The organism is Anaerotruncus sp. DFI.9.16 (assembly GCF_024461615.1).
Taxonomy (GTDB): domain Bacteria; phylum Bacillota; class Clostridia; order Oscillospirales; family Ruminococcaceae; genus Anaerotruncus; species Anaerotruncus massiliensis.
Map to the genome: position 1 here is coordinate 17,094 of NZ_JANFZX010000012.1, position 24,242 is coordinate 41,335.

Annotated in this window: 24 protein-coding genes and 1 riboswitch; of the genes, 10 read left to right on the forward strand and 14 right to left on the reverse strand. The window is 63.1% G+C overall.

Translation table 11 applies throughout. The features are described from left to right. Positions 1-64 precede the first annotated feature (64 nt). Positions 65-553, reverse strand: a complete 489-nt coding sequence (locus NE609_RS07085) for a GNAT family N-acetyltransferase (RefSeq protein WP_121587490.1) — start codon at positions 551-553, stop codon at positions 65-67. Positions 554-593: 40 nt separating this feature from the next. After that, a complete protein-coding gene (locus tag NE609_RS07090; protein ID WP_256152142.1) occupies positions 594-863 on the reverse strand; it encodes a hypothetical protein in 270 nt (89 codons plus the stop codon). A gap of 126 nt (positions 864-989) precedes the next feature. Here NE609_RS07090 and NE609_RS07095 point away from each other — a divergent pair, with 126 nt between their 5' ends. Both NE609_RS07095 and NE609_RS07100 read left to right on the forward strand, forming a co-directional pair. Continuing rightward, a complete protein-coding gene (locus NE609_RS07095; protein WP_256152143.1) occupies positions 990-1,229 on the forward strand; it encodes a helix-turn-helix domain-containing protein in 240 nt (79 codons plus the stop codon). A 10-nt stretch (positions 1,230-1,239) separates the two neighbouring features. Then, positions 1,240-1,470, forward strand: a complete 231-nt coding sequence (locus NE609_RS07100; RefSeq protein WP_256152144.1) for a helix-turn-helix domain-containing protein — start codon at positions 1,240-1,242, stop codon at positions 1,468-1,470. Positions 1,471-1,597: 127 nt separating this feature from the next. Here NE609_RS07100 and clpB read toward each other — a convergent pair whose 3' ends face one another. Next, a complete protein-coding gene (clpB, locus tag NE609_RS07105) occupies positions 1,598-4,204 on the reverse strand; it encodes an ATP-dependent chaperone ClpB (RefSeq protein ID WP_256152145.1) in 2,607 nt (868 codons plus the stop codon). Positions 4,205-4,471: 267 nt separating this feature from the next. On the opposite strand from clpB, the gene NE609_RS07110 reads away from it, so the two are divergent. Next, the gene (locus NE609_RS07110) at positions 4,472-5,539 is read left to right on the forward strand and encodes a hypothetical protein (RefSeq protein WP_256152146.1); all 1,068 of its coding nucleotides are present in this window, start codon (positions 4,472-4,474) and stop codon (positions 5,537-5,539) included. Between the two features lie 60 nt (positions 5,540-5,599). On the opposite strand, the gene NE609_RS07115 is transcribed toward NE609_RS07110, so the two are convergent. Continuing rightward, a complete protein-coding gene (locus NE609_RS07115; RefSeq protein ID WP_121587495.1) occupies positions 5,600-6,568 on the reverse strand; it encodes a hypothetical protein in 969 nt (322 codons plus the stop codon). Between the two features lie 183 nt (positions 6,569-6,751). Further along, a complete protein-coding gene (gene fba / locus NE609_RS07120) occupies positions 6,752-7,615 on the reverse strand; it encodes a class II fructose-1,6-bisphosphate aldolase (protein ID WP_121587496.1) in 864 nt (287 codons plus the stop codon). Between the two features lie 197 nt (positions 7,616-7,812). On the opposite strand from fba, the gene NE609_RS07125 reads away from it, so the two are divergent. Next, positions 7,813-9,228, forward strand: a complete 1,416-nt coding sequence (locus NE609_RS07125) for a sodium:alanine symporter family protein (protein ID WP_256152147.1) — start codon at positions 7,813-7,815, stop codon at positions 9,226-9,228. Next, entirely contained in the window at positions 9,194-9,874 is a 681-nt protein-coding gene (locus NE609_RS07130; protein WP_256152148.1) for a YjjG family noncanonical pyrimidine nucleotidase, read from the forward strand. The genes NE609_RS07125 and NE609_RS07130 overlap by 35 nt, the downstream gene beginning before the upstream one ends. Before the next feature lie 60 nt (positions 9,875-9,934). Here NE609_RS07130 and pheA read toward each other — a convergent pair whose 3' ends face one another. Together pheA and aroF are read right to left on the reverse strand one after the other, a co-directional pair. Next, a complete protein-coding gene (gene pheA / locus NE609_RS07135; protein WP_256152149.1) occupies positions 9,935-11,050 on the reverse strand; it encodes a prephenate dehydratase in 1,116 nt (371 codons plus the stop codon). A 213-nt stretch (positions 11,051-11,263) separates the two neighbouring features. Next, a complete protein-coding gene (gene aroF, locus NE609_RS07140) occupies positions 11,264-12,277 on the reverse strand; it encodes a 3-deoxy-7-phosphoheptulonate synthase (protein WP_256152150.1) in 1,014 nt (337 codons plus the stop codon). A 77-nt stretch (positions 12,278-12,354) separates the two neighbouring features. Between aroF and NE609_RS07145 the strand changes: the two genes are divergently transcribed. Further along, a complete protein-coding gene (locus NE609_RS07145; protein WP_256152151.1) occupies positions 12,355-12,582 on the forward strand; it encodes a hypothetical protein in 228 nt (75 codons plus the stop codon). 89 nt (positions 12,583-12,671) lie between these two features. Here the strand turns inward: NE609_RS07145 and groL are convergent, their stop codons facing one another. Together groL and groES are read right to left on the reverse strand one after the other, a co-directional pair. Continuing rightward, the gene (groL, locus tag NE609_RS07150; RefSeq protein ID WP_101549794.1) at positions 12,672-14,300 is read right to left on the reverse strand and encodes a chaperonin GroEL; all 1,629 of its coding nucleotides are present in this window, start codon (positions 14,298-14,300) and stop codon (positions 12,672-12,674) included. Positions 14,301-14,346: 46 nt separating this feature from the next. Then, entirely contained in the window at positions 14,347-14,631 is a 285-nt protein-coding gene (gene groES, locus NE609_RS07155; RefSeq protein WP_101549792.1) for a co-chaperone GroES, read from the reverse strand. Between the two features lie 231 nt (positions 14,632-14,862). On the opposite strand from groES, the gene NE609_RS07160 reads away from it, so the two are divergent. Next, positions 14,863-15,801, forward strand: coding sequence for a D-2-hydroxyacid dehydrogenase (locus NE609_RS07160; RefSeq protein WP_256152152.1), 939 nt, complete (start codon positions 14,863-14,865; stop codon positions 15,799-15,801). Between the two features lie 289 nt (positions 15,802-16,090). Here NE609_RS07160 and NE609_RS07165 read toward each other — a convergent pair whose 3' ends face one another. The 5 genes from NE609_RS07165 to NE609_RS07185 all read right to left on the reverse strand — a co-directional run bounded on the left by NE609_RS07165 (position 16,091) and on the right by NE609_RS07185 (position 21,523). After that, complete coding sequence (locus NE609_RS07165) at positions 16,091-16,669, reverse strand: folate family ECF transporter S component (protein ID WP_121587013.1); 579 nt, start codon at positions 16,667-16,669, stop codon at positions 16,091-16,093. A gap of 68 nt (positions 16,670-16,737) precedes the next feature. Then, a riboswitch (THF riboswitch) is annotated at positions 16,738-16,835 on the reverse strand. Positions 16,836-16,901: 66 nt separating this feature from the next. Continuing rightward, complete coding sequence (locus NE609_RS07170) at positions 16,902-17,660, reverse strand: phosphoenolpyruvate-utilizing N-terminal domain-containing protein (protein WP_256152153.1); 759 nt, start codon at positions 17,658-17,660, stop codon at positions 16,902-16,904. Positions 17,661-17,847: 187 nt separating this feature from the next. Next, the gene (locus NE609_RS07175; RefSeq protein ID WP_101549782.1) at positions 17,848-19,509 is read right to left on the reverse strand and encodes a hypothetical protein; all 1,662 of its coding nucleotides are present in this window, start codon (positions 19,507-19,509) and stop codon (positions 17,848-17,850) included. Between the two features lie 116 nt (positions 19,510-19,625). After that, positions 19,626-20,969, reverse strand: coding sequence for an AI-2E family transporter (locus tag NE609_RS07180; RefSeq protein WP_101549779.1), 1,344 nt, complete (start codon positions 20,967-20,969; stop codon positions 19,626-19,628). An 86-nt stretch (positions 20,970-21,055) separates the two neighbouring features. Further along, positions 21,056-21,523 (reverse strand): TspO/MBR family protein, encoded by a 468-nt coding sequence (locus NE609_RS07185; protein WP_256152154.1) that lies wholly within the window; start codon positions 21,521-21,523, stop codon positions 21,056-21,058. A gap of 237 nt (positions 21,524-21,760) precedes the next feature. Here NE609_RS07185 and NE609_RS07190 point away from each other — a divergent pair, with 237 nt between their 5' ends. From NE609_RS07190 to nth, 3 genes are read left to right on the forward strand one after another with little or no spacing between them, the layout of a single operon-like run. Beyond that, positions 21,761-22,339: a chromate transporter gene (locus tag NE609_RS07190; protein ID WP_256152155.1), complete on the forward strand. Its 579-nt coding sequence runs from the start codon at positions 21,761-21,763 to the stop codon at positions 22,337-22,339. After that, complete coding sequence (locus NE609_RS07195; RefSeq protein WP_121587010.1) at positions 22,336-22,926, forward strand: chromate transporter; 591 nt, start codon at positions 22,336-22,338, stop codon at positions 22,924-22,926. The genes NE609_RS07190 and NE609_RS07195 overlap by 4 nt, the downstream gene beginning before the upstream one ends. 12 nt (positions 22,927-22,938) lie before the next feature. After that, a complete protein-coding gene (nth, locus tag NE609_RS07200) occupies positions 22,939-23,583 on the forward strand; it encodes an endonuclease III (protein WP_256152156.1) in 645 nt (214 codons plus the stop codon). Positions 23,584-24,242 lie beyond the last annotated feature (659 nt).

Consider the following 24,242-nt stretch of genomic DNA (forward strand, 5'->3'; position numbering starts at 1 on the left):
GCAGCACGCCGCCCGTGACGCAAGATGCCCCCTCCGGCCTTACGGCCGGAGGGGGCTTTTCGTTTTAGATGAGCGGCTTATTGAAGAGGAAGAGGTCCGCGTAGCTGCCGTCCTTGAAGCGGTAGCCGTTTTTCGTCGTGCCGATGTGCTCGAACCCGAGGCGTTCATAGAGCTTGATCGCCGCCGTATTGGTGCAGACGACGGCGTTGAACTGGAGTCCCACGAATCCGCACGCCGGGCACATCTCCAGCGAATGACGCACCAGCTTTTCCCCCACGCCGAGGCCCCGCGCCCCGGACGAAACGCCGTAGGACGCGTTCGCGATATGCCCGCAGCGCCCCGCGTTGTTGGGATGCAGGATGTAGAGCCCCAGCACCTTCCCGTCCGCTTCGGCGACCCCGGTGAAGGACTGCGCCGCGAAAAACTCCCGCGCCTCCTCCTCCGTAAAGGGCCTGTCCTGCGGAAAGCTGTTCCCCTCCTCGACGATCCCGTTCCAGATGGCGGTCATCGCCGGGAGATCGGCGTCGGTGAACTTCCTCACGGTCACTTGCATTGTCAAAACCCCTTTCAGACGGGGGAATTATACACCTTTTTCAGAGGACATGCAACTGTTTTAAGGATTCCACGCAGTCCGCGTAGCCCTGCCGGTAGAGGTATTCCGCCTCCGCGCTTTCCGCATCGGCAAGAGCCGCCAGCAGGTCATGGACGAAAAAATGGTCGTTGGGATGGACGTTTTGCAGGCAGGCCGCCTCGCAGTCGTCCAGCCGCCTGCGCAAAAGGCGGCTCTCCCCGCTCTCCCGGAATCGCTGGTGCGCCCGCTCGTACATCGCGCCCAGATATTCTTCAAATTCTTCCGACAGCATGGCGCAACCCCTCCCGATATGATATAATTATGATAATTATCGATTATACTACAATCATTTACCTCTAAGTAGATTTCCCGTTCTAATTATATTCTACTATAAGGTAAATGTCAAGGGGAAATTTTTATGTTTCAGCCGATAGAAATGGGAGCCCGGATTTATGCGCTGCGCTGTGCCCGCGGAATAAGCCAGAAACAGCTGGGGGACGCCATCGGCCTCTCGCACAAGGCAATCAGCACCCTCGAAAGCGGGGCCCGCTCCACCACGCTGGAAAAGCTCGTGCGCCTTTCCGAGTTTTTTAACGTCTCGGCAGATTATTTATTGGGATTGGCAAACGACCCAACCCGCCACTACCTCGACGATTGAAGGAGGACTCATGCTGGACAAAAAAGTTTTTGGCGAACGTGTCAGGCTTTTGCGCTCCGGACGATCCGCCGCGCAGGATGAGCTGGCAAAGTTGCTGGGCGTTACGCGGACGCAGATCAGCGACATTGAAAACGGCAAAACCACCACCTCATTGGAACGACTGGTGCTGCTCTCCGACTACTTCGGGGTGTCCACCGACTACCTGCTGGGCCTGACGGAGAACCCCGAACGGGCGCGGTAGCCCCGCCTCACGGGTCGCGCCCGCTAAGAGGCGCGCGGCCGGCCTGATAAAAGTTTTCGGGGCCCGGGGGGCTTTTTCAAAAGCCCCCCGAAAAAGAAAAACCCGCCTTGCGGCGGGTTTTCTCTTTTTAGGCGGCCCTTCTGATAACCAACTCCCCGTCTTCGAGAACTGCCTCGAGCCGGGTGCCGGGGGCAAGGTCCTCGGCGATGATCATGCGGGCGAGGAGCGTTTCGAGCTTGTGCTGGAGGAACCGCTTGAGGGGGCGCGCCCCGTAGACGGGGTCGTAGCCCTGGTCGACGATATACTCCTTCGCCTCGGGCGAGAGGGCCAGGGTGAGCTGCTTGTCGGCGAGGCGCTTTTGCAGGTCGGCCATGAGCAGGTCGACGATCTGCGCGATCTCGGATTTTTGCAGCGGCTTATAGAAGACGATCTCGTCGAGGCGGTTGAGGAACTCGGGGCGGAACTGCTGCTTGAGCAGCCCGTCCACCGCCTTGCGGGCCTCCTCGGTGATCCGGCCGTCTTCGTCGATCCCCTCGAGGATGTAGGGCGAGCCGAGGTTGGAGGTCAGGATGATAATCGTATTTTTAAAGTCCACGGTGCGGCCCTGGCTGTCGGTGATGCGGCCGTCGTCGAGCACCTGGAGCAGGATGTTGAAGACGTCGGGATGGGCCTTTTCGATCTCGTCGAAGAGGACGACCGAGTAGGGCTTGCGGCGCACCGCCTCGGTAAGCTGGCCGCCCTCCTCGTAGCCGACGTATCCCGGAGGCGCGCCGATCAGGCGGCTGACCGAGAATTTCTCCATGTATTCACTCATATCGATGCGCACGATGTTGCGCTCATCGTCGAAGAGCGCCTGCGCGAGCGCCTTGGCGAGCTCGGTCTTGCCGACGCCCGTCGGGCCGAGGAAGAGGAAGGAGCCGATCGGGCGGCCCTGGTCCTGGATGCCCGCGCGGGAGCGTAAAATCGCCTCGCTGACGGTGGTGACCGCCTCGTCCTGACCGATGACCCGCTCATGCAGGATGCTCTCCATATGCAGCAGCTTCTGCCGCTCCCCCTCCATCAGCCGCGCCACGGGGATACCCGTCCAGCGGCCGACGATCCGCGCGATCTCCTCCTCGGTGACGCGGTCGCGCAGGAGGGTGGAGTCCTTCTCCGCCGCGCCCGCGAGCTTTTCCTCCTCCTCCAGTTCCTTCTGGAGGGCGGGGAGCTTGCCGTATTTGAGCTCGGCGGCGCGGTTGAGGTCGTATTCCCGTTCGGCCTTCTCGATGTCCGCGTTCACCTGCTCGAGCTCCTCGCGCAGCCTCTGTACCTTGGTGATCGCGTTCTTTTCGTTCTCCCAGCGGGCCTTCATCGCTTTGAACTGCTCGCGCATTTCCGCGAGTTCCCGCTGGATCTCCTGCAAATGCTCCCTGGAAATCTGGTCGGTCTCCTTTTTGAGCGCCGCCTCCTCGATCTCATGCTGCATGATCTTGCGGGAGAGGTCGTCGAGCTCGGACGGCATCGAGTCCATCTCGGTGCGGATCATCGCGCACGCCTCGTCCACAAGGTCGATCGCCTTGTCGGGCAGGAAGCGGTCGGTGATGTAGCGGTTGGAGAGGACCGCCGCCGCGATGAGCGCCTGGTCCTGGATTTTGACGCCGTGGAACACCTCGTAGCGCTCCTTGAGCCCGCGCAGGATCGAGATCGTGTCCTCGACGGTCGGCTCGTTCACCAGCACCGGCTGGAACCGGCGTTCGAGCGCGGCGTCCTTTTCGATGTACTGGCGGTACTCGTTGAGGGTGGTCGCGCCGATGCAGTGCAGTTCGCCGCGCGCGAGCATCGGCTTTAAGAGGTTGCCCGCGTCCATCGAGCCCTCCGTCTTGCCCGCGCCCACGATGGTGTGCAGCTCGTCGATGAAGAGGATGATCCTGCCCTCGCTCTTCTTGATCTCCTGCAATACCGCCTTGAGGCGCTCCTCAAATTCGCCGCGGAATTTCGCGCCCGCGATCAGCGCGCCCATGTCGAGCGAAAAGATCGTGCGGTCCTTGAGGTTTTCGGGCACGTCCCCGCGCACGATGCGCAGCGCGAGTCCCTCGGCGATGGCCGTCTTGCCGACGCCCGGCTCGCCGATGAGGACGGGGTTGTTCTTGGTCTTGCGCGAGAGGATGCGGATGACGTTGCGGATCTCGTTGTCGCGGCCGATGACCGGGTCGAGCTTCTGGTTGCGCGCCTGCTCGACGAGGTCGGTGCCGTACTTTTTCAGCGCGTCATAGGTGTCCTCCGGGGTGTCGGAGGTGACGCGGGTGTTGCCGCGCACGCTCACCAGCGCCGAGAGAAAGCCGTCCTTCGTCAGGCGGAAGCGCGAAAGGAGCTGCCCCAGCGCGCCGTTCGGGTTTTCGAGCAGCGCGAGCATGACGTGCTCGACCGAGACGTATTCGTCCTTCATCCGGTCGGCGAGCTTTTCCGCCTGGACCAGCGCGCGGTCGACCTCCTGCGAGACGTAGATCTTGCCCTGCTCGCGGCCGGGCCCGGAGACGCGCGGCAGCCGCTCGACCTCGGCGCGCACGTCGGAGAGCAGCGCGGCAGGGTCGATCTCCATCTTTTTGAGCATCTGGCCGATGAGGCCGTCCTCCTGCGCGATCAGCGCGTAGAGCAGATGCTGCTGTTCGATCTGCATGTTCTGGTATTCGGTCGCGAGGTCCTGCGCGCTTTGCAGCGCCTCGAGCGACTTCTGGGTGAATTTCTGAGCGTTCATAGACACCCTCCTCCTTTATGTGAAAGCTGTTTGATACGGCGTTTTAGCACTCTATTATCTCGAGTGCTAACTCTATAGTACCCCAAACCGCAGGGGAAATCAAGTACAAATTGTAAACATTTTTCCTGTGAATTGTGCCTGGTTTTTTCCCATTTCCCGGCGAATTTGAACGGTTTCTGAACTTTGCCCCCCGGCGGTTGACGGGGGCCGGATTTGGGGATATCATAGGATTACACCAAAATTTTCATCTGTAAGAAGGGATTTCATATGAAGCGTTCCGTTCTCGCCTGCGCGCTCGCGCTGGCCTGCGCGCTCTCCCTCGCGGCCCCCGCGCTCGCCGCGGAAAAAGCCCCCTCCCTCGCGGGCGACTCCAAGACGACCGCCGTCGCCAAGGTCTATGAATATGACCCCCACCGCTACCTCGCGAACGGCAATTCGGTCTACGGAAACACGCTGACCGTCGCCGCGGACGAGCGGGTCTACGACGACTCGGGCAAGCTGTGGCGGGTCACCGATTCCTCCGCCTTCTACGACTCCTCCGCCTTCCGCTGCTCGGTCAAGACGACCGCCAACGCGATGAACGCGCGGTCGATCCGCCAGTCGGACGAGCCGATCGTCGGGGCGGGCGCCTGCTTTGTCGTGACCCTCTCGAAGGACGGGATGTACGACAACACCGGCATCGGCTTCACGGTGACCTATACCGCCGTCAAGGACACCGCCCTGCCCGTCTCCCCGCTCGGCGCGAACACCGGCACGGCCTCCGAGCTGACGGTCAAAAGCGGCGCGAAGATCGTCATCGACTACACGCTGCGCATCACCGAGGACACCCTCTTCCCCTCCTCCTACCTGAAAACCAGCCCCGACTGGTACGGCGACCTCTTCTATTTCAAGGACGTCGAGCACCCGATCGGCGCGGAGGACATCGTCCTCACCCCGACCCAGGAGGGAGACAGCGACTACACCTGGGAGGACGAGGACATCATCGTCGCCGAGCTCTCCGGCTCGGACATCCTCTACGCGCCCAAGCTTTCGACCCGCCGCGCCGACACCGGCCGCAACCACACGGCCCCCCTTGGGGAGATGTATACCCGCTTCTTCCGCGGCAACCCCGACGCAAAGGGCGGCACGCTCACCCTTGTGAACCCCTACCTCACCTTCGACGGCGAGGAGACGGTCCCCCACAGGCAGATCCACATCTATGAGGCGACCGAAGCCGGCGACCTCAAGGACGTGACCAGCCGCTTCAAGTACACCACCGATTCCGACGGGCGCGGGGCGTTCTCGGCAAAGGTCCGGACGCTCGGGAATTATATCATTACCGCCAAGGCTCTCTGAAAGCATAAGCAAGGCCCGGATTTCATGCGAAATCCGGGCCTTTTTACCGCCGTGCTTATATCACTTCGTTTTTACCTGGAGGGACTGCGCCATCTTCTTGAGGGCGGCGCGGTCGGCCTGATCGTCGGCAGTGATAAAGATGTGCATCATGCTGCCGTCCTTCAGCCTCGTGAGCGTCTCCACGCGATTGTTGGAGGCGGACCAGACGACCGACTTCCCGAGGATGGTGCCCTTGCTCTGCGTACCGTAGGGCTTCCCGTCCGTCGAAGGGTGGAAGCCCAGATAGATGCCCATCGACGGGGCCGAAGTGTCCAGGGGAGTCACTTTCTCGATGTAGTAGACCAAAAAATCTACGCCGAACTGCTCGATCACCACATAATCCTTGTCGAGGCTGATCTGGTACCCCGCGCCATCCAGCGTCTCCCTGCGGGCGGCGGTGTTCAGCATCCGTTCCCCCGGCTTCAGCGTGGCAATCACCCGGTCGCAGAGCGCACGGCATTGATTGGGGGAGCGGTAGGCCTCGGGCGTGACCAGAAAAGAGAGCATAATGAGTCCGTTGTCGGCGGTCCGCACCACCACGGCACTGACGAGGATCGCTTCACCCTGTGGGTCTGTCGCGGGGATTTTGAGCTTTGCCGCCGAAAAACCGGGCTCCGAGCAGGCCAGCTCATAACCGAACTCCGCGTCCTGCCAATTGGATGAAAAGATGAGTTCCAGATCCTTTACAAAATCGCCGGTGGAATAGCGGAACATCTCCTGCGCATACACAACCAGCTCCGCGCCGCCGATATTTTCAGACATCAGCCGGGTCTCGCGCGCAGAGGAGGACATGGGTCCCATGATATCGCGCTGTATCGCCGCGTCCTCGGTTCCGGTCGGCATCCGGATGGTCAGCCGGCCGTCGAGCACGGAATAGGGTTCCTGCCGCAGTGCGCGGTTAAAGAGGGAATCGGCTTCCTGCGCCGACACGGCCTGCCCGGGCAGAAGCAGGAAGAGCGCCAGCAAAACGGAGAAAAACTTTTTCAACATCAGAACCCCTCCCAACTGATCGACGTTGTGTCTCTGTTGTGTCCTTACTGTCAATATATCAGATTCACGCGGGAAAAGATAGCGCAAGACTGCACAAAATAATGGCGTAAACATATGGGCCCGGGGAGGCGGGAGAACTAAAACATCCGCCGGTTCAGCCGGCGGATGTTTTTTCTTTATGCTTTACGCCTTGCCGACCGAGCCGAAGAGCTCCATCTTCTCCTTGACGGTCGCCTTGATCGCGTCGCAGCCGGGCGCGAGCAGCTTGCGGGGGTCGAAGCCCTTGCCCTGCCGGTCCTTGCCCTCCTCGATATATTTGCGGGTGGCCGCCGCGAAGGAGAGCTGGCACTCGGTATTGACGTTGATCTTGCTGACGCCCAGCGAGATCGCCTTTTTGATCATGTCGGCCGGGATGCCCGTGCCGCCGTGAAGGACGAGCGGCATCGACGGGTTCAGCTTCTGGATTTCGCTGAGCACCTCGAAGTTGAGGCCCTTCCAGTTTTCAGGATACTGGCCGTGGATGTTGCCGATGCCCGCCGCCAGCATCGTCACGCCGAGGTCGGCGATGCGCTTGCACTCGGCGGGGTCCGCGACCTCGCCGCCGCCCACGACGCCGTCCTCCTCGCCGCCGATCGCGCCGACCTCGCACTCGACCGAAATGCCCTTGGAAGCGGCCAGCGCGATGATCTCCTTGCTCTTTTCGATGTTCTCCTCGATCGGATAGTGGGAGCCGTCGAACATGACCGACGAGAAGCCCGCCGCGATCGCCTTTTTGGCGCCCTCATAGCTGCCGTGGTCGAGGTGCAGCGCCACCGGCACGGTGATGCCGAGGCTTTCGACCATCGCTTTGGTCATCGCCGCGACCGTCTCGAAGCCGCACATATATTTGCCCGCGCCCTCGGAGACGCCGAGAATGATGGGGGAGCTCAACTCCTGCGCCGCGAGCAGGGCCATCTTGGTCCACTCAAGGTTATTGATGTTGAACTGCCCGACCGCGTAATGTCCCTCATGGGCCTTGGTAAGCATGTCCTTCGCCGATACTAACATGTTTCGTCCTCCTCGATCATATGTTGGAATGGTACGTCCCGCGCCCGCCGGACGCGGGCGCGATTGTGCAATGGTTCTATTATATGGGATTATTTGCAAAAAATCAAATTTTTTTGCCCGGACGCGCCGTTGACGCGCCCGCGCGCAAAATGCTATGATGTTTCCGGGACTCCCCGGGAACACGCTGGGAGGATGGCATGGAAAAACTCGCGGAAGGGATCGCAAAGCTCAACCAACTGGTCGGCGGCTTCGTGTGGGGGCCCGTCATGATCGGCTTCCTGCTGCTCGCGGGCCTCTATTTTACGGTCGGCACCGGTTTTTTCCAATTTCGGCGGTTCGGGTTGTGGCTGCGCGGCACCCTTTTCGCCATCTTCCGCAGCCCCGATGTGCGCGACCGGCGCGATCCCGGCGCGATCTCCCAGTTCCAGGCGCTCGCCACCGCGCTGGCGGGCACCATCGGCACCGGCAACATCGTCGGCGTGGCCACCGCGATCACGGCGGGCGGGCCGGGGGCCATCTTCTGGATGTGGATCTCCGCGCTCGTCGGCATGATGACCAAATACGCCGAAAACGTCCTCGGCAACCGCTACCGCTACCGCGACGCCCATGGCAAATGGGTCGGCGGGCCGATGGTCTACATCGAACGGGGGCTCGGCTGCCGCTGGCTCGCGGTCCTCTTCGCCGTCTTCTGCGCGGCCGCCTCCTTCGGCATCGGCAACATGACCCAAGCCAACTCCATTTCGGGGGCGCTCGCCTCCTCCTTCGGCCTCTCCCCGCTCGCCGTCGGTATCGCCGTCGCCACCCTCGCCGGGGTGGTCATCCTCGGCGGCATCAAGCGGCTCGCCTCGGTCACGGAAAAGCTCGTGCCCTTCATGGCGGTCACCTACACCCTCGGCGGCGTTCTCATCATCTGCCTCAACTGGCGCGGCATCCCCGCCGCCTTCTCCGCCATCCTCTCCGATGCGTTCACCCTGCGGGCCGCGGGGGGCGGCGCGGTGGGATTCATCCTCTCGGACGCCGTCCGCTACGGCGTGGCGCGCGGGGTCTTCACCAACGAGGCCGGGCTCGGCAGCTCGGTCATCGTCAATTCCGCCTCCAACGTGAAGGAACCCGTCCGCCAGGGGATGTGGGGGATCTTCGAGGTCTTTTTCGACACGATCGTCATGTGCACGATCACCGCGCTGGCCATCCTCACCTCGGGCGCGCACCTGCTCGGCGGGGACGGCGCGGAGCTCGCCATCGCCGCCTTCTCCAGCGGCTTCGGCCGGTTCGGCGGGGTGTTCATCACGCTGGCCGTCTGCTGCTTCGCCTTCGCCACCATCCTCGGCTGGTCCTACTACGGCGAACGTGCCGTCGACTACCTCTTCGGCGCACGTGCCCGTATCGGCTACCGCCTCTGCTTCATCGGCATGACCGTCGTCGGCTGCGTGGGCAGCCTCCAGCTCGTCTGGAGCGTCTCCGACACCTTCAACGGCCTCATGGCCCTGCCCAACCTGATCGCGGTGCTGCTGCTCTCCCCGGAGGTGTTCGCCGCCACCCGCGACTACCTCGGACGTATCAAAAAAGGAGGACCCTCCCATGAAATACGACGTCATTCTGCTCGACGCGGATGAGACCCTCTTCGACTACCGGCGGGCCGCCCGCGAGGCCCTCGCGGGCACCTGCGCCGCCTTCGGCGTCCCCTTCAACGAAGAAGTCCACGCCCGCTACCACGCGATCAACGACGCGCTCTGGAGGCTCTACGAGCAGGGCGGCACCACGCAGGAGGCCCTGCGGGTCGGGCGGTTCGAGCGGCTCGCCGCCGCGCTCGGCGCGTCCTTCGACCCCGCCGACTTCAACGCCGCCTACACCGCCGCGCTCGGCGAGGGGGCCTATCTGCGCGAGGGCGCGCTCGAACTCTGCCGGGCGCTTTCCGGAAAGCACCCCCTCTACATCGCCACCAACGGCCTTGTCGCGACCCAGAAGCGGCGGCTCGAAAAGTCCCCCCTGCGCCCGCTCATCTCGGACATGTTCATCTCGGAGGAGATCGGCTTCCAAAAGCCGCGCAAGGAATATTTCGACGCGGTGCTCGCGGCAGTCGGGAACCCCGACCCCTCCCGCGTCATCCTGCTGGGCGACTCGCTCACCTCCGACATGGCGGGCGGCAGAAACGCCGGCGTCGCCACCTGCTGGCTCGCGCCGGAGGACGCCGTCGACACGGTCGGCTGCGACTACCGCGTCTCCGTCCTCCCCGATTTCATCCCCATCGCGCTGGCGTAGCGCGCTGCAAAACGCAAAAAACAGGCGGACGCGACTGCGTCCGCCTGTTTTTCATTCCGTTCAGTCCCGGTCGCTCCGGTAGGCGCCGAGCAGCCGGAAATCCTTGGCCCCGGCGGAGATCTCCGCGAGCACGCCGCGCACGTCGTCGCTGTCGACGTCCCCCTCGAAATCGAGGTAGAAGCGGTAGCTCCACAGCTCCTCGGGGATGGGGCGGGACTCGATCTTCACAAGGTTGATCCGCCGGTCGGCGAAGTGCCGTAGGGTGTTGTAGAGGGTGCCCGATTCGTTGTCGAGCGAAAAGGCGAGGCTCACCTTGTCCGCCCCGGCGGGCGCGAGCGCGCGCCCGATGACGATGAAGCGGGTCGCGTTGTGGCGGCTGTTCTCGATCGCCGGGGCGATGATTTCAAGCCCGTAGAGGGCGGCCGCGCGTTCGCTCGCGATCGCCGCCTTGGTGGGGTCGCCCGACGCGGCCACCAGGCGGGCGCTTTCGGCGGTGCTGTGGAACACGGCCTGTTCCCAGCCGGGGTGCTCCACCAGAAAGCGGCTGCTCTGCTCGAGGCCCTGCTCGTGGGAATAGACGGCGCGCACCGTGTCGAGCGTCGCGCCCGCCACGCCCACGAGGTTCTGATGGATGCGCAGGCGACGCTCGCCGACGATGAAGAAGCCGTAGCCGCCCAGCAGGTCGTATACCCGCGTGATCGCGCCGGTGGAGGAGTTCTCGATCGGCAGCACGCCGTAGTCGATCTCCCCGTCCCGCAGCGCGGTGAAGACGTCCTCGAACTCGGCGCAGGCGGTCCGCTCCCGGTCCTCGCCGAAGTAGTCGGCGAGCGCCTGCTCGGAGAAGGAGCCCGGCGCGCCGTAGTACCCCACCTTCCCGGTCAGCGGGGACGCCTCGCGCGGCAGCGCGCCGCCGATGTCCCGCCGCTGGGCCGCCCGGCTGATCGCCATCACCGCGTTCATAAACCGTTCCGCCTCGGCCGCGTAGCCCGGGTCCTGCAGCCGCGCGACCGCCTTATCGAGCACCACGCGCTCCCGGTCCCGCTGCAGGACCTGCATGTTCCGCGCCTTTTTAAACCGCGCGACCTCGCGCACCACGTCCATCCGCCGCTCAAAGAGCGGGATCAGCTGGGAATCGATCTCGTCGATCTCCCGCCGGTAGTCTGCCAAATCCTCCATAAGTACCTCCCTGCGGCTTTCTTGAAAGAAAGCCCGCCAAAGAACTTTTGATGCAGATACGCCGCGGCGAACCGCCTGACGCTCGCGGCGTGCGAATGGGGCCTTGCCGCACGGGCGGCGGGTTGGGCTGGGGCAGCGGCCCGCCTGCACCCCAGTTTTCGCCAGGCCTTTTTCAAAAGGCCGCTTTTTACAACCGTCCGTTCCCCCGTATCCCTACAGCTCCCTGCCGACGGCGTGGGCGATGGCGCGCAGCTCCTTGACGAGCTCGCCGTAGATGCTCGGGCGGATCGACTGCTGGCCGTCGCAGAGGGCGTTGGCGGGGTCGTTGTGCACCTCGATGATCAGCCCGTCGGTGCCGACGGCGACGGCCGCCTTAGCGAGCGGATCGACCATCCACCACTTGCCGCTCGCGTGGCTGGGGTCGACGACGACGGGCAGGTGGCTGAGCTTTTTGACCGCCGGGATCGCCGAGAGGTCGAGGGTGTTGCGGGTGTAGGTCTCGAAGGTGCGGATGCCCCGCTCGCAGAGGATGATGTTCTCGTTGCCGCCCGCCATGATGTATTCGGCGCTCATCAGCCATTCCTCGATCGTGGCGGAAAGGCCGCGCTTGAGGAGGATGGGCTTGTGGGTGTGTCCGAGCTCCTTGAGCAGCTCGAAGTTCTGCATGTTGCGCGCGCCCACCTGGATGACGTCCACGTCCTCCGCGAAGAGCTCGATGTCGTAGGGGGACATGATCTCGGTCACGATCGGGAGTCCCGTCTTGGCGCGGGCCTCCTTGAGCAGCTTCAGGCCGTCGTATTTGAGCCCTTGGAACGCGTAGGGGGAGGTGCGGGGCTTGAACGCGCCGCCGCGCAGGAAATCCGCGCCCATCTCCTTAACCTGCTCCGCGATGCCGCAGATCTGCTCCTCGCTCTCGACCGAGCAGGGCCCCGCCATCATCGTGATCTTTTTGCCGCCGATCTCGCGGCCCCCCGCCTTCACGACGGTCGGGTCGGGATGGAACATGCGGTTGGCCTTTTTGAACGGCTCGGCGACGTGCATGACGCGCTCGACGTTGCGGTTTGCCTCGATCCAGGTCGGGTCGATCTTGCTCGTGTCGCCCACAAGGCCGAGGATGATCAGGTCCTTTCCGATGACGGGGTTGACCTCCACGCCCCGGCTGGTGAGCGCGTCGGTGAGCTTGTCGATCTCCTGCTGCGGGGTTCGGGGTCTCATAATGACGATCATTGCGGTTGCCTCCAATAAATTTGATTTTACGCAAGGGTCCGTCATCCGCGCATACAAAAAGAGGACCCATTGCGTCAATGAGTCCTCTGGATATATTCCCTGCGATCAGCCGCGCGGAACTATCTGCTCATCAAACACAATCTTTTTCCATAGCCAAAAAAGCCGGTGCTAAAGTAAAAGCCCCAGCTAAAAAAGCCGAAAAATCGATTCTGTTTGAGGGTGAGCTTGTTCATGGCTTCCTCCGCGTGTCTGGTTTGGTTGTTTTCATTATAATCGAATTGCACAATCTGTCAAGGCATTTTTAGAAATTTTTCACAGCGGCCCGTCCCACAGGCACACAAAAAAGGCCCCGGCGCACTGCGCCGGGGCCTTTGGGGTGCGGGGTTTCGCGGGATTAATACATGCCGCCCATGCCGCCCGCGGGAGCCGCGGGGACCGGGTTCTCTTCCTTCTCGTCCGAGACGAGGCTCTCGGTGGTGAGGACCATCGCCGCCACGGAAGCGGCGTTCTGGATCGCGCTGCGGGTGACCTTGGTCGGGTCGACGATGCCCAGCTCGATCATGTCGCCGTAGGTCTCCTTGGCGAAGTCGAAGCCGTAGCCGACCTTGCGGGTGCGACGGAGCTTGTCGATGATGACCGAGCCCTCCATGCCGGCGTTCTCGGCGATCTGGCGGATGGGCTCCTCCAGCGCGCGGCGGACGATGCGGGCGCCGGTCTTCTCGTCGCCGTCGAGACCCGGGATGAGCTTTTCGACCGCCGGGATGGTGTTGAGCAGCGCCACGCCGCCGCCGGCGACGATGCCTTCCTCAACAGCCGCCTTGGTCGCGGACAGGGCGTCCTCGATGCGCAGCTTCTTTTCCTTCATCTCGATCTCGGTGGCAGCGCCGACGCGGATGACCGCGACGCCGCCGGAGAGCTTCGCCAGGCGCTCCTGGAGCTTCTCCTTGTCGTAATCGCTGGTGGTCGTCTCGATCTGGGCGCGGATCTGCGCGATGCGGTCCTTGATGGCCTTCTTGTCGCCCATGCCGTCGACGATGATCGTGTTCTCCTTCTGGATCTTGACCTGGCGCGCGCGGCCGAGCTGGTTCAGCTGGGTCTCCTTCAGCTCGAGGCCGACCTCTTCGCTGATGACCTGACCGCCGGTCAGGATTGCGATATCCTGGAGCATCTCCTTGCGGCGGTCGCCAAAGCCGGGGGCCTTGACCGCGACGCAGGTGAAGGTGCCGCGCAGGCGGTTGACGATGAGGGTGGAGAGCGCCTCGCCCTCGACGTCCTCAGCGATGATGAGCAGCTTCTTGCCGCCCTGGACCACCTGCTCGAGCAGGGGCAGGATCTCCTGGATGGAGGAAATTTTCTTGTCGGTGATGAGGATGTAGGCGTCGTCGAGGACGGCTTCCATCTTCTCGGTGTCGGTTACCATGTAGGGGGTGATATATCCGCGGTCGAACTGCATGCCCTCGACCACGTCGGTGTAGGTCTCGGCGGTCTTGGACTCCTCGATCGTGATGACGCCGTCGGCGGAAACCTTCTCCATCGCTTCGGAGATCAGTTCGCCGATGAACTCGTCGCCGGACGAGACGGACGCGACGCGCGCGATGTCCTTGCTGCCCTTGACCTTCTTGGAATTCTCCTTGAGCGACTCGACTGCCGCGTCGACCGCCTTGGCGATGCCCTTCTTGACCGCCATCGGGTTCGCGCCCGAGGTGACGTTCTTCATGCCCTCGCGCACCAGCGCCTGCGCCAGCAGGGTCGCGGTGGTGGTGCCGTCTCCGGCCGCGTCGTTGGTCTTGGTCGCGACCTCCTTGACCAGCTGCGCGCCCATGTTCTCATACGCGTCGGGCAGCTCGATCTCCTTGGCGATCGTCACGCCGTCGTTGGTGATGAGCGGGGCGCCGAACTTCTTGTCGAGCACGACGTTGCGGCCCTTGGGTCCCAGGGTGATCTTAACGGTGTCGGAAAGCTTGTCAATACCGGCCTGGAGCGCCTTGCGGGCATCCTCGCCATAGCAGATAACCTTAGCCATATTTATCAGTCTCCTATATCAAAATTTATTGTTCACGGGGCTGTGATCATTCCACGATCGCGAGGATGTCGTTCTGGCGCACGATGGTGTATTCCTCGCCGTCCACCTTGACCTGCGTGCCGGAATACTTGCTCATCAGGACCTTGTCGCCGACCTTGACGGTCATCTTGACTTCCTTGCCGTCAACCAGGCCGCCCGGGCCGACCGCCAGGACTTCGGCGATTTCCGGTTTTTCCTTCGCGGAGCCCGCCAAAATGATGCCGCTCTTGGTGGTCTCTTCCGCTTCCGCCATCTTTGTGACAACTCTGTCTGCCAATGGTTTGATCGTCATGATGAATTCCTCCAGTTATTATAATAGTTTTTTGACAAATTTAAGGAGATTTGTTAGCACTCTTTCTCTTTGAGTGCTAAGACTATTCTAATACATTTTTTTTAAAAATCAAGCCCTTTTCCAAAAAATTTTCAATGTTAACATTTTGGTAACAATCGCCCATCCGCGCCTCCAGTTTCTTGTAATGCGCGCCCGCTTCTGTTACAATGTCCCTGCAAGGGAGGTCAGGGCATGAAAGTAGTGGTTCTCGACGGATTTCTCGCGGGGTACGGTACGGGCGGCCTGCCGCTCGACCCCGCGCGCTTTGCGGTGGAATGGTATGACGACACCCCGCCCGGGCAGATCGCCGCGCGCATCGGGGACGCCGAAGCGGTCTTCACCAACCGCGCGCCCCTCACCGCGGAGACCTTCGCCGCCTGTCCGTGCCTGCGGTTCGCGGGCACCTTCGGCACCGGCTACAACATGATCGACCTCGAGGCGGCGCGCCGCGCGGGCGTGACGGTCCGCAACGTGCCCTCCTACAGCACGATGGCGGTCGCGCAGAGCACCATCTCGCTGCTCCTCTCGATCGCCTGCGCCACCTCGGAGCACGCCCGCTACGTCCGCGAGGGCCGCTGGGTCTCCCCCACCGACCCGCAGGTCGCCGGGCGGCGGATGTTCGAGCTCGCGGGCAGGACGCTCGGCGTCATCGGCTACGGCGAGATCGGCCGCGCGGTGGCGAAGACCGCCGCCGCGCTCGGCATGGAGGTGCTCGCCTGCCGCCGCCGTCCCGCGCCCGGAGACGGCGCGGCCCGGATGGTCCCGCTCGGCGAGCTGCTCGCGAAATCGGACGTGGTGAGCATCCACTGCCCGCTGACCGACGAGACCCGCGGCATGGTGGACGCGGAGATGATCTCCCGCATGAAGCCGGGCGCGGTGCTGCTCAACACGGCGCGCGGCGCGATCCTCAACGAGCGGGACGTGGCCGACGCGCTCGACTCCGGCAGGCTCTACATGGCCGGGCTCGACGTGCTCTCCGAGGAGCCGCCCGCGCCCGGCCACCCGCTCGCCTTCCATCCGCGCGTCATCTGTACCCCGCATGTGAGCTGGATGCCCGTCGAGACGCGCGAACGTCTGCTGCGCCTCGCCGCCGAGAACCTCACGCGCTTCGCCGCCCAGGGAGAGCTTTGAAAAGCCCCCCTGAACCCCGCCAGGGAGGACTTTGAAAAGTCCCCCTGGACCCCGAAACTTTTGATGCGGGCAGGGCGCCGTTCCCTATCGCGCCACGCCGCCCGCGAGGTTCTTTCCCAAATAAATATTTTCGCCCGCCTTTTTTAAAAGGCGGCGGGTGAGAAAACGCCCGGCACTCTGAAAGAGTGCCGGGCGTTTTCGAGGGCGGAGCCCTTTACCCGGGCCCGCAGGCCCTGCTTCAGGAGCATTTTCTTTGCTTCTTTCTTTTGCGATAGAAAAGAAAGAAGGTTCACACAAGGGCGCGCGCGCGGATGGTCGCGGTGGCCTTGAGCAGCGCGTAGAGCATCGCCACTTCGATCGGGAAGAGGAAGAGGTTCTTGACCACGCGCATGCCGACGAGCGCGACGAACGCCTGCCCGTACATCATCGAAAGCCACAGCGGGTTGAGCAGGAAGGTGACCACCACCATGACGCTCAGATGCGCGGCTGCCGTGCGCCCGAGCGTGACCGGCTTGCGGTAGAGGATCAGCCCGTAGAGGAAGCCGCGCATGAATTCACTGATCGTGAACCCGGGGAAGAAGGCGCTTCCATCGTTGCGGGTGAAGTACTTGAGGATGTCGATTGCCGCGCCCGCCAGCCCGGTGAGCACCGGGCCGAAGAGCATGCCGGCGGCCGCGATCGGCAGGAAGGTGAAGCTCACGCGGATCAGCGCGCTTATGAAGATCGTGAACTGGTTGAGCAGCACCGACAGCGCCATGAGCATCGAGGTGCCCGTCAGCGAACGGACGCTGCGGGTCTCCCGGGCCGACTCGGCGGTCAGGCGGGGAATCCCGCGCAGCTCCGCCGCAAGGGAAGAAAACCGATTCATCAAAAAAATAACCTCCTTTCATGTAACAGTCTCTTGCTACATGAAAAGAGGGCTCGCTCTTTGGATGCAGCAGCGGGATGCGGGACCGGCACCGCAAGGATTCCTTTTCGTCCGCCCGACAACTCCCCGTTCGGGCGGCACTTAACGCGCCGGTTCCTACTCTGCTATGAGTATGCTCCTATCATATCATATCCGCGAAAAAATGCAAGAGGGAACTTGCTTCCCTGCACCGTCAGCCCGACTGTCCGCGCGGGCCCTGGCAGCCCTCCCGCACCGCCATGAGGGTGCGCTCGTCCGGATCCGCGAACACCTCGCCGGTGAAGCCGTTCACCACGACGACCCCGCCCTCCCGCAGGGTGAAGAGCCTCTCTCCCACCCGCGTCACGGCGGGCACCCCCATCGTGCGCGCGAGGATGCAGGCGTGGGACATCTGCGAGCCCCCGCTCGTGAGGAGCGCAAGCACCCTGCCCCGCTCGATCCGCACCACCTCGCTGGGCAGCAGGTGGCGCGCCGCAAGCACCCACGGCTCCGGACCGCGCCCCGGCAGGTCCGCCTCCTTTTCGCCGCGCAGCCGCCGCATGACCCCGTTGCACACGTCGGTCACGTCCGCGCTGCGTTCCCGCATGTAGGCGTCGTCCATCGCCGCCAGCATCTGCGCAAGTTCCCGTCCGGCTTCCTGCACCGCGTATTCCGCGATCAGGCCCTGCCGGACGATCCGGTCGGTCACCCGGTCCTCGAAGTCGGGATCGGTCAGCATGATCCGATGGATTTCAAAAATGCGCGCCTCGTCGGGGCCCGCCTCCTCCTGCGCGCGCAGCTGCAGCGCGTCGAGGATGCCGAGCGTCTCCGCGCGCGCCGCCTCGAACCGTTCCAGCTCCACGCGGCTGTCGGCGGCCGGGCAGGGCCCCACCTGGCGCACCGAGTTGTCGAAGAAATGCAGCCGCCCGAACACGAGCCCGCCGCTCCCGCCGATCCCCGTGAGCCTCTCCATCGTCCATCCCTCCTCCCGTGTGAATTTTACAGTTTAAAGCGGTATTCCAATACATCGCCCGGATTTCTTCCATTATAGTGAGGCAAACCCGTTCTGTCAACAAAAACAGGGCGAAAAAAGCGGTTCCGGCCGAAACGCCCCGCCGGGAAAAGAATGGGGCCCCGCGGTTTCGCGGGACCCCTGCTGCTTATTTCTGGGTGTATGCGAGGTTGTCGAATACGGTGGCCTGGCTGATGATCCCATCGCCCTCGGTGTATTCGATCTTGACGCGGTCCCCCTCGCGGGTGAGCGCCAGCTCGTCTGAGACGAGCGCGGGGACCGTGAAGATCTTGTCGGGGTGCTCCGCGAGGATCATCTTGTAGACCGTATCCCCGCCGCTCACCTCCGAGGCGATGCGCTCGACCGTCCCGGTGACCACGGCCTGCTCCGAGGCGGGCGGCGCGACCCCCGCGATGCCCGAATTCTTGAGCCCCTGCTGGTAGTCGCGCAGCGCGAGCGGGATCGTCTCGCCCGTGCCGACGATCGAATAGTTGGCGACCGATACGAAGGCGTACTGCTTAATGAGGCGGCTCTGGTCCTTGAGCGCCATGAAGTAGGTCGGCTGGCCCTCGACGTTCAGGATGAGCGGGAAGGTCGCGTCGTAGCCCAGGTGCTGGACCTTGCCCTCCGCCGAGCCCTGCGCCGCCATCTCGGTCGCGCCCGGCATCTGGTAGACGATCGATTCCTTGGTGACCATGTCGACCATGATGAACCCGATCGCGCTGTCGTCCCCGCCCACGCTCGTCATGCCGGTGAAGAGGTAGCAGCGGTCGTTGTTGTAGATGATCATGTGCCCGGCCGAGGCGCGGTATTTGTCCTTGTCCGCGAAGTTGAGCCAGCCGCGCACGTACTCGCCCTTGTTGTTGATCTGGCGGATGATGAAGTCCTCCGGCTGGATGCGGTCGACCCATTCGGGGATCGTGTCGATCGTATACTTTTCCATCTCGCCGGTGGTCGCGTTGACCACCCACGCGCCCGTCGCCTCGGGGAGGCTGAAGCCGCGCCGGTTGCGGTAGGTCGTATAGATCCAGTAGGGCTGGCCGTCGTCGGCGATCTCAAAGGAGGGGTCGGTGATCCCGTCGAACCACGCCCCGAAGAAGCGGGTGTGCCTCGTCAGGTCGTGCAGCAGGTAGTTGCCCGGCTGGTATTTCACCTTGAAATTTTCGACGTACTGCACGTCGTTCACATCGGTGGCGGACACGAGGATATAGCCCGGGGTGCCCGACATGTTGGTCAGCCACTTGAAGAGGCCGGAATGGTAGAGCGGCACCGCCCACACGAGCTTGCCGTCCACCCGCTGGATCGTCGCGTCGTTGCTGCCCAGGCGCACCTGGCTGCCGAGCCCCGCGCGCTCGCCGAGCTTCTTGTCGGCCAGCCGCACGGCCAGCTCCTGGTCTACGACCGGCACCTGGTTGAGGTCGACCGCCTGCATGCTCGCGGAAAACTCGACCACCTCGGAGGTGCCGAGCTGGTCGCGGAAGGCCTTCCAGTTGAAGATGAAGGAGGAGCCGACCAGCACCACGATGAAAAACACCCACGGCAGCGCAAGCAGGAGCTTGGTCCAGCGGGGGAACTTCTCGTTGGGCACATAGTTGAACGGCCGCTCGCTGCGGTCGGTGAACTGGAAGGTCAGCTCCCCGAAATGCATGAGCGCCCACGCGCCGACATAGAGGGTGATGACCACCGCCCAGAAGAAGGCGCCGTCCGAATAGAAGAAGGGGTTGAGATTGGGCGCCTCAAAAAAGATATAGAGGCAGATGCCAAGGGTAATGACAAGGTAGGTAACCAGCTTGTACCGTTTGACCTTCACAGTCAGTCCTCACTTTCGATGCCGCATTTTGTATAGAGTATTCTATCACACTTTTCCTCAGCGCGAGAGGAAACCGGCAAATCTTAACAAAAGATTCATCTTTCTTCACAGTTTGTTCACGCATCGGTCGAGTCGTTTTCCCGCCCGCCGGAGGCGTCCTCCGGCTCGTCCGTTTTTTTGCGGCGCGGCGGCCCGATGCGGGAGACGTGCGCCCCGCGCAGCATGCCCGGCGCGCCGCGCCGGGCGGGCTTCTGCTTTTTCGAGCCCTGCGGGATGGGCGAGTCGGGCGCGCTGTAGCTCACCAGTTCCAGCGGCATGCCGCGGGCGGCCAGCCGCGCGTCGACGAACCGCCAGATGAGCATGTAGACCACCGAGAAGACGGGCACGCCCAAAAACATCCCGATGAACCCGTAGAGGCCGCCGAACAGCATGATCGCGAAGATGACCCAGAAGGCCGAAAGCCCCGTAGAGTCCCCGAGGATTTTGGGGCCGAGGATGTTGCCGTCGAACTGCTGGAGGATGAGGATGAAGACAAGGAACCACAGCGCCTTGATCGGCGCGTCGATCAGGATGATGAAAAACGAGGGGATCGCGCCGATAAACGGCCCGAAATAGGGGATGACGTTGGTGACCCCCACGATGACCGAAATGAGCATCGCGTTGGGCATCTTGAAGAGGGTCATCCCCAAAAAGCAGAGGATGCCGATGATGAGGGAGTCGAGGATCTTCCCGCTGATGAAGCCGCCGAACACCCGATTGGCCTCGGCGGTCAGGTCGAGCAGCCAGTCGGCGCGCTGCTGCGGAAGGATGGCGTACCAAACCTTCTTGCAGCCCGCGCAGAACCGCTCCTTGTCGAGCAGCATGTAGACCGAGATGATGATGCCCACCACCGTGCTGAGGAGCCCCGACGCAAAGCTGGTGGACGCCGAGACGAGCCAGGGAAGCAGCTGCTTCATCATCGAGACGGTCGAGTTCAGGATCGTGTCGGCGTACTGCCTGAGCGCGTTCGAGATCGTGGCGTCAAGGTCGAGGTCGGGGAAGAGCGCCAGCAGGCGCGGCAGCCAGGTGTCGGGCGAATTGAGGTAGCGGGAGAGCCTGTAGACGAGCCCCGTGATGCTCGAAATCAGCTGCGGGATGACGATCATGACGAAGACCGCGATCACCCCCGCCGCGAACAGGAAGGTCAGCAGCACCGCGACCGCGCGGATGCACTTGCCGCTGACGTGCTTTCCGAGCAGGGGGGAGAGGATGGCGCGCTCGATGAATTTCAAGATCGGATTGAGGATGTAGGCGATGCCGAACGCGTAGATGAAGGGGGAAATCAGTCCCAACACCGTCGAAAACGCCCTGCCCACCACCGGAAAATTGTTCAGCAGCCCGTAGAAGAGGATCGCCGCCGCCAGCACCAGAAACGCGTAGACGGCCATGGTCGTATCCCGTTTGTTGAAATTCAGTTTCATCTGCGCACCTTTTTTCTTCCGTCGTTTTGCCCGCGGGCCTTTTCCCTATTCTACCACAGCGGTAAAAAAATTGATAGAGGATGCGGTCAATTCAGCGCCGCGACCGCCCGGTTGAGCGCCGCCGCATAGAGCAGCCAGCAGAGATAGGGCGCCGTGAGCCAGAGTGTGCGCCGGGAGAGCATCGCGAAGCAGGTCGCGGTGACCGCGGCGAGCGCGAAAAGGGCGCACAGCTCCCAGAAGGCGAAGCGGAAAAGCCCGAACCGGAAGAAGAGCGGGCTCCAGAGGAAATTGAGGAGGAGCTGCACGCCGTAAAAGGTGAGCGCCTGCGTGCGCGCGGAGGAGGCGGGCTTCTCCCATATGAGATAGGCCGCGATCCCCAGCAGCAGGTAGAGCAGCGGCCACACAACCCCGAATATCCATGCGGGCGGCGCGAAGGCGGGCAGATTGAGCGATTCGTAGACTGCGCGGACGTCCCCCGAAAGCCAGTTGCTGAGCAGCCCGCCGGCCAGCGGGACGGCCACCGAGACCGCAAGGGGTTTGAGGCGGATGGTCATGGGCGTTCCCCTCTTCCATACAAAATTTTCCTTTCTGTAGCTTATGACAAAACAGTAACATTTATTCAGATTGTTTGACGGGGCCTGTCGTTTCGGGGTATAATAAACGCGTAACCGCATTTTCCGGCCGGCCCCGCCCGCGGGGCCGCGGGTTCGTCAGGGGTTTCCCTGGGCGCGCGGACCCGCCGCGCGACTGATCAAACAGGCGTCGCCTGTGGAAAAGAGTCTGAATCGCACATGAAAAAGAATCACCAGCTTTTAAGACTGTTCGCCGCCTTCTTCAAGATCGGCCTCTTCACCTTCGGGGGCGGCTACGCGATGATCCCCCTCATCCACCGGGAGGCGGTGGAAACCCACCAGTGGATCAGCGACGAGGAGATGCTCGACGTGCTCGCCATCTCCGAGGCGACCCCCGGGCCCGTCTCCATCAACTCAGCCACCTTCATCGGCTACCGCGTCGCCGGGTTCTGGGGGGCCGCTTCCGCAACCCTCGGGGTCGCGCTGCCCTCCTTCCTCATCATCGCGGTGCTCTCCCTCTTCATCATGCAGTACCAGCGGTTCACCTGGCTGACCTGGGTGTTCGACGGCATCCGCGCGGGCGTCGTCGTGCTCATCCTCAACGCCGTCATCAAGCTCGGCAAGCAGGTCCCCCGCACCAACTTCGTCGCGATCGTCATCCTGATCGATTTCCTCGCGGCCTCCTTTTTCAACGTCAGCGTGATCCTTCTGCTCGTCCTCTCGGGCGCGGCCGGCGTCGTCCGCCAGCTTGTGATCGCGCGCAGGAACCCGGAAGCGGCGGGAGGTGACGGCAAATGATCAACCTCTACCTCTTCCTCACCTTTTTCAAGATCGGGCTTTTCACCTTCGGCGGCGGCTACGCGATGATCCCGATGATCCAGCAGGACATCCTCTCGCACGGCTGGCTCACCCAGCAGCAGCTCATCGATTTCATCGCCATCAGCGAGTCCACGCCCGGCCCCTTCGCGGTCAACATCGCCACCTTTGTGGGCATGTCCCAGTCGGGTGTCGTCGGCGCCGTCTGCGCCACCCTCGGCGTTGTGCTCCCCTCCTTCCTCATCATCCTCATCGTCGCGAAGTGGTTCGGCCGCATCCAGGAGAACATCTATGTGAAGGCCGTCTTTTACGGCCTGCGCCCCGCCGTCGTCGCCCTCGTCGCGTCGGCCGCGCTCTCGATCTTCACCGCAATCACCCTCGGCGGCCTCTCCCCCCACGCCCTGCTCTACTTCTGGACGCTGCCCCACATCAGCTGGCGCGCCATCCTGATCGGCGTGATCGTCTTCGCGGTCAGCCGCTGGCGCAAAAAGCTGCATCCCATCTGGCTCATCTGCATCTCCGGCGCGCTGGGATTCGTCTTCCACGCCGCGCTGCCCATGATTCCTTAAAGGAGGTTCCCCATGAACAAGAAAAAAGCCGCCCTGCAGGCGGTGGAGCTGCTGAAAGCGGAATACCCCGACGCGATCTGCTCCCTCGACTACCGCAAGCCCCACGAGCTGATGATCGCCACCCGTCTGGCCGCGCAGTGCACCGACGCGCGGGTCAACATCGTCTGCGTCGATCTCTTCCAGAAATACCAGAGCGTCCGGGACTTCGCGGAGGCGGACGTCGCCGACGTGGAGGCGATCGTGAAGCCCTGCGGCTTCTACCACACCAAGGCGAAGGACATCGTCGCGATGTGCCGGATGCTGATGGAGCAGTACGGCGGCGTGCTCCCCGACACGGTCGAGGAGCTGACCAAGCTCCCCGGCATCGGGCGCAAGACCGCGAACCTCGTGGTGGGCGACGTCTACGGGAAGCCCGCGATCGTCTGCGACACCCACTGCATCCGCATCACCAACCTGCTCGGCCTCACCGACAGCAAGGACCCCGCCAAGGTGGAGGAACAGCTCCGACCGTTGCTGCCGCCCGCCGAGTCCAACAACTTCTGCCACCGGCTGGTGCTGCACGGCCGCGCCGTCTGCATCGCGCGACGGCCCCAATGCAACAAATGCGTGCTGAACGTCTGCTGCAAGCACTATCAGGATACATACAAAATCAAATAAAAAAAGCGGCCCGCCGGCCGGCGGGGCGCCGCGGATGCCCAGCCCGTCCTCCAGCGGCTCCGAAAAGACGATCTCGTCCTTTTCAACGTCGTAGACGTGCGGGCCGAGCATGTTCGTTTCGAGCAGGTAGCGGTCACTGAGGAACCCCGCGACGCTGGAAAAATGCCCGAAGCGGACCCGCCGGTCGGGCCGGGAGGCGTCCATCCAGTGGAACTGGACGTACGCCTGTTCATAGAGCCCGTCGCTGACCGCGAACGCCAGGACGTTCCCGTCCGGGGATAGGCAGTCCTGGCGGTTGGCGACCGCAGCGCGCACCCGCGCCAGATCGTCGTAGATCCCCCAAATCTGCTGCTCGGGCCAGTTGGCCTTCAAGACCTCCACCTCCGGGATGTCCGGAATATCCCCCTCGTAGTCGGCGTAGACCTGGTAGTCGTCCTCCTCGCCGGTGCTCGTCGAAATGAAGCCGTAGCCGCAGAAGAGCGTCATCGAGCCGCGTCCAAGCTGCTCATACCACACCGGCGCATCCTCCCCGAAGCAGCGCTTCCACCCGGCGTCGCCGGCGTTGCCGCCGATCCCGTACCAGGGTGCGTGCGCCGCGAGTACCGGGAGCATGTCCCGGCGCTCCTCCGGCAGCGGATACCGCCTGCAGATGCAGATCG

Bases quoted from the DNA above. Each gene is read 5' to 3' on its own strand.
- NE609_RS07085 (WP_121587490.1), bottom strand. From the start codon at position 553: ATGCAAGTGACCGTGAGGAAGTTCACCGACGCCGATCTCCCGGCGATG.
- NE609_RS07090 (WP_256152142.1), bottom strand. From the start codon at position 863: ATGCTGTCGGAAGAATTTGAAGAATATCTGGGCGCGATGTACGAGCGG.
- NE609_RS07095 (WP_256152143.1), top strand. From the start codon at position 990: ATGTTTCAGCCGATAGAAATGGGAGCCCGGATTTATGCGCTGCGCTGT.
- NE609_RS07100 (WP_256152144.1), top strand. From the start codon at position 1,240: ATGCTGGACAAAAAAGTTTTTGGCGAACGTGTCAGGCTTTTGCGCTCC.
- clpB (WP_256152145.1), bottom strand. From the start codon at position 4,204: ATGAACGCTCAGAAATTCACCCAGAAGTCGCTCGAGGCGCTGCAAAGC.
- NE609_RS07110 (WP_256152146.1), top strand. From the start codon at position 4,472: ATGAAGCGTTCCGTTCTCGCCTGCGCGCTCGCGCTGGCCTGCGCGCTC.
- NE609_RS07115 (WP_121587495.1), bottom strand. From the start codon at position 6,568: ATGTTGAAAAAGTTTTTCTCCGTTTTGCTGGCGCTCTTCCTGCTTCTG.
- fba (WP_121587496.1), bottom strand. From the start codon at position 7,615: ATGTTAGTATCGGCGAAGGACATGCTTACCAAGGCCCATGAGGGACAT.
- NE609_RS07125 (WP_256152147.1), top strand. From the start codon at position 7,813: ATGGAAAAACTCGCGGAAGGGATCGCAAAGCTCAACCAACTGGTCGGC.
- NE609_RS07130 (WP_256152148.1), top strand. From the start codon at position 9,194: ATGAAATACGACGTCATTCTGCTCGACGCGGATGAGACCCTCTTCGAC.
- pheA (WP_256152149.1), bottom strand. From the start codon at position 11,050: ATGGAGGATTTGGCAGACTACCGGCGGGAGATCGACGAGATCGATTCC.
- aroF (WP_256152150.1), bottom strand. From the start codon at position 12,277: ATGATCGTCATTATGAGACCCCGAACCCCGCAGCAGGAGATCGACAAG.
- NE609_RS07145 (WP_256152151.1), top strand. From the start codon at position 12,355: ATGAGTCCTCTGGATATATTCCCTGCGATCAGCCGCGCGGAACTATCT.
- groL (WP_101549794.1), bottom strand. From the start codon at position 14,300: ATGGCTAAGGTTATCTGCTATGGCGAGGATGCCCGCAAGGCGCTCCAG.
- groES (WP_101549792.1), bottom strand. From the start codon at position 14,631: ATGACGATCAAACCATTGGCAGACAGAGTTGTCACAAAGATGGCGGAA.
- NE609_RS07160 (WP_256152152.1), top strand. From the start codon at position 14,863: ATGAAAGTAGTGGTTCTCGACGGATTTCTCGCGGGGTACGGTACGGGC.
- NE609_RS07165 (WP_121587013.1), bottom strand. From the start codon at position 16,669: ATGAATCGGTTTTCTTCCCTTGCGGCGGAGCTGCGCGGGATTCCCCGC.
- NE609_RS07170 (WP_256152153.1), bottom strand. From the start codon at position 17,660: ATGGAGAGGCTCACGGGGATCGGCGGGAGCGGCGGGCTCGTGTTCGGG.
- NE609_RS07180 (WP_101549779.1), bottom strand. From the start codon at position 20,969: ATGAAACTGAATTTCAACAAACGGGATACGACCATGGCCGTCTACGCG.
- NE609_RS07185 (WP_256152154.1), bottom strand. From the start codon at position 21,523: ATGACCATCCGCCTCAAACCCCTTGCGGTCTCGGTGGCCGTCCCGCTG.
- NE609_RS07190 (WP_256152155.1), top strand. From the start codon at position 21,761: ATGAAAAAGAATCACCAGCTTTTAAGACTGTTCGCCGCCTTCTTCAAG.
- NE609_RS07195 (WP_121587010.1), top strand. From the start codon at position 22,336: ATGATCAACCTCTACCTCTTCCTCACCTTTTTCAAGATCGGGCTTTTC.
- nth (WP_256152156.1), top strand. From the start codon at position 22,939: ATGAACAAGAAAAAAGCCGCCCTGCAGGCGGTGGAGCTGCTGAAAGCG.